Source organism: Mediterraneibacter torques, from assembly GCF_044591705.1.
Taxonomy (GTDB): Bacteria; Bacillota; Clostridia; order Lachnospirales; family Lachnospiraceae; genus Mediterraneibacter; species Mediterraneibacter torques.
In genome coordinates this window covers 111,438-124,876 of sequence record NZ_CP172594.1, presented here as the reverse complement: position 1 = coordinate 124,876, position 13,439 = coordinate 111,438, and the positions used below count along the sequence as shown (strand labels likewise).

6 protein-coding genes are annotated in these 13,439 nt (G+C 44.2%); 2 read left to right on the top strand and 4 right to left on the bottom strand.

Translation table 11 applies throughout. The features are described from left to right. The first annotated feature begins 124 nt into the window (after window positions 1-124). Window positions 125-1,732 (top strand): SpaH/EbpB family LPXTG-anchored major pilin, encoded by a 1,608-nt coding sequence (locus ACH9UM_RS00450; RefSeq protein ID WP_009242496.1) that lies wholly within the window; start codon window positions 125-127, stop codon window positions 1,730-1,732. A 106-nt stretch (window positions 1,733-1,838) separates the two neighbouring features. After that, a complete protein-coding gene (locus ACH9UM_RS00445) occupies window positions 1,839-2,726 on the top strand; it encodes a class C sortase (RefSeq protein WP_004846060.1) in 888 nt (295 codons plus the stop codon). A 48-nt stretch (window positions 2,727-2,774) separates the two neighbouring features. Here the strand turns inward: ACH9UM_RS00445 and ACH9UM_RS00440 are convergent, their stop codons facing one another. From ACH9UM_RS00440 to ACH9UM_RS00425, 4 genes are all read right to left on the bottom strand, one after another. Continuing rightward, a complete protein-coding gene (locus ACH9UM_RS00440; RefSeq protein WP_004846059.1) occupies window positions 2,775-3,638 on the bottom strand; it encodes a methionyl aminopeptidase in 864 nt (287 codons plus the stop codon). 37 nt (window positions 3,639-3,675) lie between these two features. Then, window positions 3,676-4,911: a DUF1015 domain-containing protein gene (locus ACH9UM_RS00435; protein WP_009320672.1), complete on the bottom strand. Its 1,236-nt coding sequence runs from the start codon at window positions 4,909-4,911 to the stop codon at window positions 3,676-3,678. Window positions 4,912-5,379: 468 nt separating this feature from the next. Then, on the bottom strand, window positions 5,380-6,672 hold the full coding sequence (locus ACH9UM_RS00430; protein ID WP_129795082.1) for an IS110 family transposase: 1,293 nt from the start codon (window positions 6,670-6,672) through the stop codon (window positions 5,380-5,382). 119 nt (window positions 6,673-6,791) lie between these two features. Then, window positions 6,792-13,313 carry a SpaA isopeptide-forming pilin-related protein gene (locus ACH9UM_RS00425; RefSeq protein ID WP_022003088.1) on the bottom strand — a complete coding sequence of 2,174 codons (6,522 nt, stop codon included), beginning with the start codon at window positions 13,311-13,313 and terminating at the stop codon, window positions 6,792-6,794. Between the last annotated feature and the right edge of the window lie 126 nt (window positions 13,314-13,439).

The following is a 13,439-nucleotide window of genomic DNA, read 5'->3' as shown; positions in this document are numbered from 1 at the left end:
CACTATTTCAGTACCCGATACACGGAAATGCTTGTAGCTGAGGCCTATTCACTGAGATATAAAAGGTTGAAAAACCTTGAATTTTCAATAAAAAACACTTGATTATATGAGGAGGAAAAAGTTAATGGACAAGAAAACAAAAATGAAAGAAAAAAAGGCAAGCGGTATTTGGAAAAAAGTGTTGGGAATCTGTCTTGCGGTAATCATGGTCATCGGGATGACGATGCCGGCATGGGCGCAGATCGATGCAGAGTCGAAAGGTTCTATCAAAGTTACGGCAGATGAAAGCGGATGGACAGCATCGGCGTACCGGGTGATCGATGTGAATTTTGATTTTGACAACCAGCAGCCGAAAGAGCCTGCTTATGTGTGGAACAAAAACGCCGCAGAATGGGTCAGAACAAACTTTAAAGATTATATTGAAGCGGACGGCAACGGCGTAACAGAAGCGTTTATAACAATGGATACGGATAAGGATGCGGTTAAGGTAAAAGAATTTGCAGATAAGATGTCGTCGGCGATCGCGGCAGATACGATTCAGATGGGAGCGGCAGGAAGCGTTCAGCCGGGTGAAGGTCAGACGGAATCGACGATCGGAAATCTTTCAATGGGCGGATATCTTCTGCTGATGACAGGCGGAAGCAAGATCTATTCTCCGGTATTTACACATATTTATCCGAAGTTTAGCGACGATACAAAAGAATGGGCAATCGTAGACGGAGATATTACAATTACCGCAAAGGGAACAAACCCGACGATCAAGAAAACTGTAAAAAATGCAGACGGAAAAGAAATATCTACGACGGCGATCGGAGATACGGTAACTTACGAACTGACAGTTGATATTCCGGTTTATCCTGATAGTGCAAATGTAAAAACATTTGTTTTCGGAGATGTTCTTCCATCCGGTGTAGCGTTGGTTGAAGATTCAGTGGCAATCAACCCGTCAGGTGCGCAGACAGATCTTTCGGAACACTTTATAAAAACAGAAGGAAAATTTGAATACAGCGTCAAAGATTACGGCAATTTGAAAACAGCAGTCAACGGTGCAAGTCAGATTATCGTAACTTATAAGGCAAAAGTTGTATCAGAAGCTTATGAAACACCGGATAACTTGAAAAACGTAGCGTATTTGAAGTACAACAGCGTTTCTTATAATACACAGGGCGTTGAAAAAAAGATCAATGTGGACCGTCAGTTATATACGTATGGCGTAAAGATTAAAAAGGTAGACAACAAGGACGAGAATACGGCGCTTCAAGGTGCGGAGTTTGCTTTGAAAAAAGGCGATACAGAAATAAAGTTTGCGAAAAGCGGAAAGATGTATTATCCGGCAGCAGACGGAGATGCAAAACTGACGACAGATGGAAATGGAGAAATGCTTATCGCAGGTCTTGATCTTGGAACATATACATTGACAGAGACGAAAGCGCCGTCAGGTTATACTTTGCCGAGAAATCCTGAGACGACAATCACGCTGTCTGAAAAAGACGCTGTAAACGGTACGCTGGATGAGTCAAAAGCAGAAGGAACGAATGTGAAAGCAAACTCGGCATCTGTTGATACACAAAAAACATGGCAGTTGAACTTCGTTCTTACAAACGGCAAAAGTAATTTCAACCTTCCGATTACAGGAGGCATCGGAACGGCAGTCTTTACGATCGGCGGAATTATGATCATGGCAGGAGCGGTAATGCTTCTTACATATGCGATCCGCAGAAGCAGAAGATAGGAAGTTTCAGGAAGAAAAGAAAAAAGTTCCGAACGGAAAACAGACAGAGAAAAGGCAGAAAAACAAATAGAGAAAGAAAAAGACAGAAAGAAAAGGGTTTGTCTGTATGCGCGAAAAAAGAAAAAGCCGAAAACGGCACAATAAACGCGGGCAGATATTAACACCGGTCATATTCCTGACGTCCCTGCTTTTATTTGCGGCGGGCGTCGGGATTTTCATTTATCCGGCGTTAAGCAACTATCTGGCGCAGCGTGAGCAAAAAGAAGTCATAGAAGAGTACGCTCAGACTGTAGAACAAATTGATAAAGACAAGATGGCAAGACAGTGGGAACTGGCAGAAGAATACAACGAGACTCTTCTCGGTGATCCCGTTCATGATCCGTTTATTCCGGGAACAGGATATGCGCTTCCCGATAATTATGAAAGTGTGCTGAATGTAAACAAAGACGGCGTAATGGGGTATCTGAAGATCCCGAAGATCAAAGTCGATCTTCCGATCTATCATGGCACAAGTGAAGAAGTTTTGGAAAAAGGCGCGGGACATGTCGACGTGACCGCTCTTCCGATCGGCGGAGTGAACCGGCATCCGGTCATCAGCGCGCACAGAGGTCTTCCAAGCGCGGAATTATTTACAAGGTTAGATGAATTGGAAAAGGGAGATCGTTTTTTTCTCCATATCCTTGATAAAACGCTCGCCTACAAGGTAGATCAGGTGAGAGTTATTAAGCCGGAAGAATTGGAACAACTGCAGACATATCACGATAAAGATTATGTGACGCTTCTGACTTGTACGCCTTACGGAGTGAATACACACAGGCTTTTAGTACGCGGAGAACGGATTCCGTATGAAGTGGCGGAAGAAAATGGGGGTGAGGCGTTCGATGATGAAAAGAATCAGGGAATGCCGCAATGGGTGAAAGAGTATGTTGTTATGATTATCGCAGGGATCTTGCTGCTTGTTTTCGCAGGCAGGATGTTTGCGGCGAGAAAATAAAAGAACCGCAGAACAGAAGAAAAGAAGACTACTGTTCTGCGGTATTTACTATTTCGTCAAAACTTCTACGCCGTCATTTGTGACAAGTACCATGTATTCGATCTGGGATGACAGTCCGTCGTCGATCGTGTATACAGTCCAACCGTTATCCTCATCAACGAAGAAGTCGGGACTGCCTTCATTGATCATCGGTTCGATCGTGAAGATCATACCGGGAACGAGAAGCATTTCACTTCCTTTTGGAGTGACATAGCTGACAAACGGATCTTCGTGGAATTCAAGTCCGATTCCGTGTCCGCCGATCTCTTCTACGACAGAATAGCCGTTTTCCCGGGCATGAGTGTTGATCGCATGCGCGATATCACCGAGATGTCCCCACGGTTTTGCGGCCGCAAGTCCGAGGTTGACGCATTCCTCTGTTACGCGGACGATTTTTTCGGCTCTTTCGGAAACCGTTCCGAGCTTAAACATACGGGAGGCGTCGGAAAAGTAGCCGTTTAAGATTGTAGAGACGTCAACGTTGATTATATCGCCGTCCTGAAGAATGATATTTTTATCCGGGATACCGTGGCATATTTCGTTGTTGAGCGAAGTGCAGACACTTTTCGGAAATCCCTGATAATTAAGCGGCGCGGGGATTCCCCCGTGTTCTTTCGTGAACGTATATACGATGTCGTCGATCTCGGCAGTGCTCATTCCGATGCGGATGTGCTTTGCGACTTCATCGAGTACAGCGGTATTTAATCTGGCGCTTTCTTTGATCTTTTCGATCTGTTCAGCCGTTTTGAGGATTGCCCGTGTCGGAACAATCTCGCCGCGTTCTGAATGCAGAAGAATTTTTTCTTCGATCGGCATATGGCATTTTTTGTATTTTTTGCCGCTGCCGCACCAACAGAGTTCATTTCTTTCCATGAATAACATCTCCTTGTAGTTATTTTATTACTGTATTTTAAAAGCGGTGAATGAAAAGGCCGCTTCGCAGTTTTGGTTCAAACCATGTTGATTTCGGAGGCATGAGAAGCCCGGCGTCCGCAACGCCCATCAATTCAGTCATAGAAGTGGGATACATTGCAAATGCGATCCCGCCTGTCTGATCTGCGGCGTCTTTCAGCGCGTCAAGTCCCCGGATTCCGCCGATAAAACGGATGCGGGAATCTGTTCTGGGATCGCTGATGCCCAGAACCGGGGAAAGGATGTGATCCTGTAAAACGGAAACATCCAGATCTTTTACCGGATCGCCGGAGAAAAGGTCTGCTTTTGCGTTTACACGATACCAGTTTCCGTCGGCATACATTCCGAATTCGCCTTTTTTCTGCGGGCGGACTGCTTCTACGCCGGCCAAAGCCACATCGAACCTGCTCTTTATTGTATCAAGAAATTGTTCAAATGTATACCCGTTCATATCCGTAACAACTCGATTGTAGTCGTAGATCGCCAGTTCGTCCGCGGGGAAGAGGACAGAAAGAAAATAATTGTATTCTTCTGTTCCTGAAAAATGGAGATCTTCTGCTCTGCGTTTCAGTCCGACTTTGACAGCAGAAGCTGCGCGGTGATGTCCGTCTGCAATGTACAGATGTGGAATCGCCTCAAAAATCTTAGAAATGTCAACAATCGTTGACATTTTATCTATACGCCACACCTCGTGTCTTATCCCGTCGTCAGAGGTGAAGTCGTAGACTTCAGGTGTTAATCGGACGTTTTTGATGATCTCTCCTAGTTTTTTGTCGGCGCGGTAAGCGAGAAAGATCGGTCCGGTCTGGGCGCTGCATGCGTCGATGTGACGGATTCTGTCCTGCTCTTTTGCTTCCAGTGTATTTTCGTGTTTTAAGATCACATTGTTGCAATAATCGTCGATCGAAGCGCAGCCTACAAGCCCTGTCTGTGTTCTTCCGTTCATTGTAAGCGCGTATAAGTAGTAACAAGGTTCTTTGTCCTGAAGAAAAGAACCTTCATCGATCATACGGTTCAGTGTTTCAGATGCTGTTTTATATACTGCTTCGCTGTATGGATTTGTGCCTTTTGGAAGAAGCGTCTCGGCTCGGTCGATCTGAAGAAAAGACTTCGGTTCGGCAGCCACGATTTCTCTTGCTTCCTCGCTGTTGTATACATCATAAGGAAGGGCGGCTATGGCAGAAGCTAAGTCTGCGCGAGGGCGGATTCCTTTAAATGGTCGGATAATGCTCATAGTAGTACCTCCTCATATAATCAAGTGTTTTTTATTGAAAATTCAAGGTTTTTCAACCTTTTATATCTCAGTGAATAGGCCTCAGCTACAAGCATTTCCGTGTATCGGGTACTGAAATAGTGATTAATGGGTATACGAAATAAAACGTCATTGTTTTTCGCTTTACTGGCCTTGTGTATACCCTTCCCTCTATGGCAGCTAACCTCCTATATCCACCAGGATCATCTCTGTCTCCAGAGATCCTAACTTCCTTCGTACTGCCTGCCCATAACCAAGGTGTCAGCTTTGCTCCCTAACGGGGTCATGCCCCATGGAAAATATTCCTGCCGACTACTGGCTCATTCTTTGTATTATTGATTACTGACTCGCTTCCTGTTCCAGCACTGTGTTCAGTGGACGTTATCTGTTACATTCTGCTTATTCGGTGGCTGCCCAGATGACAGCCTCCACTATAGTTACTTGTTTTTCTTACGCAGCCTGCGCATAAGCCGCCGGTCTCCTGATGTCATTGACCATCTTCTTGGGATCATAGCCCACGCCTTTTGTCAGTATGGCATAAAAAACACGAAGCAGCTTCGCTGCTATTGCCATAAGTGACTGCATCTTCTTTAATGGATTTAGCCTTCTAGTTGTGTAGTAATTATGGAGTTCCCTAAATTCTGGGTTCTTCGCTACAAGCGACATTGCAACCTCGAAGAGCAGGTATCTAAGTCTCTTTCGACCTCGTCTGCTTATTGTTGTCTTGCCCTTGTGTTTTCCAGAACTATTTTCAACCAGTGCTAAACCTGCAAGTTTCTGCAGTTCTTTCGGGTCATTAAAGCGTCTGATGTCGCCTACCTCTGCAAGAAATCCAGACACTGTCTTGATTCCTACACCTTTGATTTCCAACAGCTTTTCAGCCATTGGAATCTGATTTACCAATCCTTCAATCAGACCCATCACTTCCTGAAGACGTATATTTCTGGATTCATAGTCCTCCAGAAGCATTCGGATTTCCATTCTTGCAGATACTGCACCTTCTTTGCTTCCGACACTGTGCTCAGCAGCTTCGATCAGGGTCTTTGCCCTCGCCTTTCCAACTGCTCTCAACTTTGCATCCCGCCAAATCTGGTTCACTCCATCAATACTCAACGTCAGAATATCTTCTGGGAGTGGTGCTTCCTTTAGAATCAGTATTCCACTTTTGGCATCCGGCTTACCGTATACCGTCTTATATTCAGGAAAATATATATTGAACCAACGATTAATCCTATTTTGAATTCGTGTAAGCTCCGCTTGTAATTGAAATCTGATGTTTGATGCCGTTCTAAGATCAGCATAAACACCGTCTGGCAGGTATGGGATCATGTATCGTCCCTCTCTAACTAATCCTGCAATGACTTTTGGATCCTTACGATCATTCTTTGTCGGATGATTGTCGTCGAGTTCTTTTGATTTCTTCACATGGTGAGGATTTACAAGAACCGGTTTCATTTCATTATCTTGAAGAAACTTTCCAAGATTAAACCAGTAATGACCAGTTGGTTCCATCCCTGGAATCACCTTATCCTTCCCATGCTTTTCTTTGATATCCAGAACCCATGCCTTAAATGTCACGAATCCTGCTTCCGTGTTACTAAATTTGAATGGTTTCTTCGAATACTCGACTCCTCTGTAATCAAAAGCTCTGGCATAATGCGTTTCACTTCCGACATCGATTCCGAGTACCAAAGTTTTTTCTGTAATAGCTTCAATTTTTGCGTTCTGTGTGTTAGACTTCATTGTAGATACCTCTCTGTTCAATAAGATTTTTACTAACCTGCCAGTCAGTAGTCTTATTGTACTCTGAGGTATTTTCAATTTTCAACATCCACATTTTTTATTATACAGGAAGCTCCTTATTATTTATATCCCCCTTTTCTCATGCCGCGTGATCTTACAGTTTTTCTCTTTCTCGAATCATACCAAAACCACAACCCGGCTGCCGCCGCGATCAGAACCGTGCCTGCAAGATAGCTGTATCCCCTTCCGCCTGATAACGGAAATTCGGCATAAGTATAGTTGATCACTTTATACGGATTCTCATCCGTTCCTTCCCCCGAAAATGCCGGAGGCCTTTTTACGCTTCCGGTTATCTTCAGTTCATGAGTCTCTTTCTCATATGTGACTTTCCACTGACCTTTCGCCGTCACGTATCCGCTCGGAGCTTTCAACTCCGCCAGACGGTACTCTGTGCCTTCTTCTGCCGGAAGATTTAGGAATTCGACTGTTCCGTTTTCATCCGAAACCGCCGTTCCCTGCAATTTCCAACAATCTTTATACGCATATCCGGCGTCGAGACTACCGTTTTCATCGTGCCGGATCAGATCTTTATCATGCTTTCCTCCATGAGACGGATCGCTGCAGATCAGCCGGTACAAAGCGAACTTCGCGTTCTTCAAAGGCTCTCCTTTTCGGTTTTCCTTTGTAAAGCTTACGACTCCGCTGTTTTTTTCATTTCTCACCTGAAGAGTCACATTTTCTTTATTGGAGAGAGGACTTTCCAAACTTACTCCGTAAGGAAGTACAAACTGATTTTCCTCTCCCTCCTGTATCGATAATTTAAACCGAATCGGATCTGACGCGCCGTATCCGTTCGGAGGCGTCGTCTCTTTTAAAACGTATTCTCCTGCCGCAAGGTTCTCGAAACATGCCGCCGCGCGAACTTTTTCACGATTCTGTGCATCCATTCCTTCCGCGCTTTCAGGATCTTCCATTCCCTTTTTATATGCGGCAATCTCTTCGTTCGTCAGCGGTACATAATAAACGTTTTTCTCAGCCGGATCGCCTTTCAGCGTATATACCGTATAAGACGTATCTCCCCGATGATACCTTCCGCTCGAACTGTCATAATTCGGATCGCTTATACTGATCTCATTTTGCCACATATAAACGGCCGTCCGGTTTTGAACGATATTATCTTCCGTATCATAAAGCGTAAAACCTGCGTTTTCCAAAGGCACGTTTCGGGAACTGTCTGTTTTCAAGACCGCAACATTATGAGAGCCGATATTTGTAAACGTAAAATTATGACGGCTTTCTCCCGTTCCGCCCTGCGCTGTCCAAAACCCTTTCTTCGCACATTCGCTTCCGATCGCCCCTTCTTCTTCCGGAATGATCGAAATATGCTTCTTCTCTGCTTTTACATCTGTATGAGAATGATTCTGTTCGGTATCCGAAAGTGGGTCATCACTTCCCAATACCGTTGATCCTGCGTCCGCTTCCAAAGTCAGAAGAGCGGTTTCATCTACTTCATGTACTTCATATTGTGCGCCAAGCGGGATATTTTCATAGACAGTACTTCCTGTCAATTCCCCTGCTTTTACAACTACAGTCTGCGGAACGACAACGACCTTTTCCTTATTGTTTTCATCCGTTGTTTTATAATGGATATGGAACAAATAACCCCGCTCTTCTCCATACGCTTTTCCCTGAAGTTTTTTCGTAATCTTAATTTCTCCGTGAGCAGGCACTTGTTTATTCGCAAACGTAACTTCCTGTACGCTTTCTTTCATTGTACCTTCCGCCGTTTTATATTCGACTTCCGTTCCGTTCACATTATATTTCTTTGTTCCCACCTTCACCTTGTGGTCATACTCATCACCTGTGCGTACACCGCCTCTGTCAGGATCTGTCTGCACGAAATTTTTTGCCACGTTTTGAGGATAAGTATAATTCCCGCCGATCTCGATATTTTGCGGTATCTCATTTTCCTCGTGGATCGTATATACAGTCTCTTTCGGAATACCGTACACTGCTACGCTTGCAGTCTGTTTTCCCGCCGGAACAGTTACGTCGATTTCCTGAACAATACTGCTTCCGCTTTCCGACATGCTTCCCGATCCGAGATTTCCTTCAAGGCTCATTCCGGCTACGTCAGTATAATGAACATGAAATTTATATGTATGATCTTTTTTCGGATCGATCTGATCGACGGTTTTTGTAATGATCAGTCCTCCGCTGATCAGATCGTTTTTATACGCCACAGTCAGATGGATCCCGTTTTTCTGAAGGTTGTCAGGATCGAGATAGCTTCTGAAAACAAAAGTCTCGTTCTTTTCCGATACATGTCCTTCTCTGTTTGAACTCGGATAGTGATACCCTTTTCCGTCCGCGCTCTTTACATTTCTGTCGTCTGACGCCGTATATGTTCTTACATCCGTCACTGTATTATTCAAAATCTCCGGATCATTTTCCACCGTTCTTGCCGTCGGATGCAGCGCAAGAATGTTATCCGCAATATAACCTTCCGTATACATTCCCGACGCACCGTCATATACCGAATTTTCCAAAATCGACCATGAAGTCCGAAATACTTTGTTTCTCAGCGGATCGTCTTGTGTGATCTGCAAATAACTTCCCTCACGGAATTTATCGACAAAAGACGCTTTGTTTCCATCTGTAAGCTCCAACAGTCCTCTCGATCTGACCATGAGGTCATTTCCGTTGTTCACAACATCTGTTTCCTGTATCGGATTCAACCGGAAGAACGCTCCGCTTACCGGATTTAAGACCGCCTCATTATAGCTAAGAGGCCGCTCTTTTGTTCCCAGCGATTCATAATCTGAAATCTGATCGTCGCTTGCATAAAATCCGGTCGATTGGTTCGGAATGATCTTTCCTTTAAAATCCATATCCGCCATATACAGACTTCCTCTGTCACGCGCAAAGGCGAACTGCACTTTGGCGACATTTTTCATATCAAAATCCGATATTCCCGAATTCCAGTCTGCCAGATTCAGACGAACGATCGACCACTGGCCTTTCGGCATCGAATTACTGTATCCATAATACGTCATCTGACTGGCAGGTCTGGTGATCACATTTCCGTGCCGGTCTGTCAGTCTCGCTTTTAACGACCACCCGGTAGCGCTGGAAGCATCCGAGTTATTATAAACTGACATTTGAAGATATGCCGCTTTTGACAGATCCACACTGCCTCCGTTCTCCGCACAGTCGATCGTTGTCCAGTATTTTCCCGAAGCAATTTCTTCCGACATCTGATACTGATCGAGATTTTTGCCGCTGTCTTTATTCACAAGCTTTATCACATCGCTGCGCTCACCGATAATCGGGCCGTCTGTCTCTGCGTCCGGATCTGCTTCTTTGAGCTCACTTTCTCCGGTCTTAGACCCTCTGTATGTTCCGCTGTTTTTAAAATCGTTAAACTTAACAGCGCCTTCGTTACGGAGATAACCTACCGAATCTTCCACGGGAATCTGCCTTCCGCTTGTCGCCTGATTCAATATTTTATAAGTAAAACTTCCGATATATCCTAATGCTTTTCCGAATACGTCCTGATTTGCCGAAGCAGTGCTTACCTGATTCGTCAGATCAAGCTGATTCGTTTTCGGGAAATTAAAACGGATCTTTAAGTTGGAAACACCCGCTCCGCGCTCCGCATAAAAAATCGTGATCTTATGTATGCCTTGCGAAAGTTCTTCCATATCTAAACACGGACCGTTCGCATCATTTTTTTCATAAATATTCGCCTGTGCATGATGCTGATTTTTATTGATCGGATATCCGTCCTCTGTTGCACCGTCTTTATTTAATCCGTACACATCTACCGCTCCGGTCTCAAAGTTAATATGACCTTCCAGAGGATTATGTTTCCCTGCCATATCAAGTACAAGTTTTCCGTCGATATACAATAAGAAATCATCGTCTCCCGAAAACTCAAATTCAATCGGCTTCTCAATATATTCTCCTGCCTTTTCTCCCGGCATACGCACTTTTCCGTCTTCCGTCAGCTTAAATTCCAGTTCCATCTTCATACCGAAGCAGAAATTCGTTTTCATCCTATCCAACCGGTAAAACGAGTTTTCTTTCGTTGCGTCGTTTTTGTCATTAAACGGGAAAAATCCGAATTGATCTTTTCCCATTGCGACATCTCTGTCACCTGTTTTCAGCGCGTCTTCCTTTTCTCCTACGTCTAAATAATAGCCTTTATCGGGATCTTCTTTTAACCGCAGCACATGATCGGACTTCAAACTACTGTACTCCCAATAGCCGTCATCTGCAAGGAAAAACGGAAAAGAAACGTTATTATACACGTATCCCAGCGCCGAGTGAAACGCATTGTTTCCGCGAAGAAAACTCTCGTCAAACTGCGGAAGTTTCACACCTGCAGTTGAGATTTTTCCATCTTCCAGTTGTTTATCGACATGCCCGTAAGCATACTTTAACGTATTTCCCGAATGCCAGTCATTCGGTCCGATCTGATTTCCCGACATATTGCCCGGAGAAGAATTATTTAGCGGATTATCCCCGTCTGTTACAGCCGGATGCCTGATATATTTTCCATAATACCACGCCGCCGCTTTTTCATTTTTCCCTTGGAAATACTTGGAGATGCCGTCGTTCAATATTCCGAAACTCGTTTCATATTCGTACGGCGATCCGTTTACTTCGCTCAATCTTTTTCCTTGAAGTTCATAATCCGAATAATAATCATAAAACGTCGTATTTGCGTAATAGTATTTTGGATCATACGACTTGTTTTTCGCTATCGGAATGTTCTTTCCCTCATCTCCGTGATCGCTCGCCTTAAAGATCGAACTCCATGTTCCGTTGATTTTCGACTGCTCACTCGTATAACTTAAACTTTTCTTCTGAAGTACGTCTGCGAAAAAGCATGGAAAAGCATAAGTATCGTCAATCTCAGTTATATCCGTCTTATATTTTACAACTTTGCCGTCTGCTCTGTTTTCACATATACGAAATTGAATATACTTTTCTTTATCCGACAGTTTTTCATGTGTAAAAAATGTTTTATAAAAAACTTCATTTTCCATATCTTCGCTTGCCTGACCCGTTCCCGAAGATTCCGGCAGCGCCTGATCCATCTTTTTCCATTCGGTTTCCACTGCCTGCCCGTCTTCCGGGTTTTCGCAAAGACGATATTCCACCGTATCCGCCGCTTCTGTTTTCCCGCCTTCTACACCACTTGCAACGAGCGCTCCCGACGTTCCGTACATCTGATCTTTAAACGCGACATACCGATCGCCGTCTGTTTCATAACTTCTCCAAATACGATGACTGTCATCCAAGTTCCTCAGAATGAAAAAGTTATCGCCTGATGCAATATTATATAACTGATAATATACTTTATCGTCTTCTTTATTATCGGAAGGATGTTTAAAACCGCCTTTTTCATTAAGCTCTCCGTTTGAAATTGCCAGAAGCGACAGTTCTGTCAGACCTGATCCTTTTCCAAACGCATAATAAGTACATAATTCATAGCGGGTCTCTCTTGTAACTTTCTTTGATACGATCTTTCCGTTTTTATCTGCGTAAGATACCCATAACTCATCCCACACTTTATCTGTTTTCGTATCATAATTTCCGTCTTTGTCATTATCAACATAGATCGCCAGTTCATCCAAGATGTTATTACTTGATGACGGATGACCTCCCCAGTAGGACGTGTGATAGGACATGTCCCAGTAAAAGCAGTCTCTTGTCTTTTGCGTAAATACAAAAGATCCCGATCCTCTTTGCTTTACCTCTCCGGCGGCGTCTATTACCGGCTCTTTTTTTATCTCATGATAAGGGTCGTTCGGATTTGCGGCCTGACGCAGATTGTATACGATCTGAGAGTCTATTTCTCTCGCTTCTCCGTTTTTATTCGTTACTTCCATCTCAAACGCAACATAAGAACAGCCTTCCGGTATTACCGTTCCGAACAGTCCCGCTTCGTCGACGCTGATCATTCGATATGTCTTCGGTATTTCCTTTTTCCCCGCATTCCCCGGTTCAATCGGATCTTCTTTATAAAACAATGCGTAGACTGTATTTACATGCAGTTTCTCAAACGTTGTCGCTCCGCCGAACGCACTTGCCTCATACAAGTTCGGGATACTTGCAAAATACATTGCTTCATATACCGCGCTGTCTTCCGCTGTTCTGTAAACATCCGTCTCTGTCATCCGCTCCCCGAGAGCGCAGAGCGCATGTTGCCTCCCATCCAGATCATAATAGATGTGAGAACAATATTCATCATTGCACAAGCTTTCCTGCTGCGCAGATGTCATGTTCTCTTCTTCCGATGATCCTTCAGAAACCGTTCTATCCGATGCATTCGGACTGTTCTTCGCGTCTGTCTCATCAGACGTCTGCCCGTTTTGCCGTACAGCATCGTTTTCAGACGTCTGCCCGTTTTGCCCATTCTCTTCTAACGGATATAGGGCGCTCCCATCTATTCCGTCGGACAGACTTTCTCCTTCCTTCCCCACCTCTGCGGAAGGGTTTTCTGTTGTAATTTCACCTGGTTTTGCCGAGACTTCCATAATCGGCCGGATGATCATAACGATCAACATAAGCACCGCCAAGATTTGCGATGCTTTCAGATTCCCCTTAAATATTCTGTTTTTTCTCCCCATTATACACCCTCGTACTTATTAGTATTATACTTATCTGTACAAGTTCCCCAACCTTGTACGAATATATCCGTATTCTATCACTCGCATATAGGAATTACAACCCTGCCGCCTGATCTATTTAAGTTT

What these genes read in the sequence shown, in the direction of transcription:
- ACH9UM_RS00445 (WP_004846060.1), top strand. Translation starts at nt 1,839, where the DNA reads ATGCGCGAAAAAAGAAAAAGCCGAAAACGGCACAATAAACGCGGGCAG.
- ACH9UM_RS00440 (WP_004846059.1), bottom strand. Translation starts at nt 3,638, where the DNA reads ATGGAAAGAAATGAACTCTGTTGGTGCGGCAGCGGCAAAAAATACAAA.
- ACH9UM_RS00430 (WP_129795082.1), bottom strand. Translation starts at nt 6,672, where the DNA reads ATGAAGTCTAACACACAGAACGCAAAAATTGAAGCTATTACAGAAAAA.
- ACH9UM_RS00435 (WP_009320672.1), bottom strand. Translation starts at nt 4,911, where the DNA reads ATGAGCATTATCCGACCATTTAAAGGAATCCGCCCTCGCGCAGACTTA.
- ACH9UM_RS00450 (WP_009242496.1), top strand. Translation starts at nt 125, where the DNA reads ATGGACAAGAAAACAAAAATGAAAGAAAAAAAGGCAAGCGGTATTTGG.
- ACH9UM_RS00425 (WP_022003088.1), bottom strand. Translation starts at nt 13,313, where the DNA reads ATGGGGAGAAAAAACAGAATATTTAAGGGGAATCTGAAAGCATCGCAA.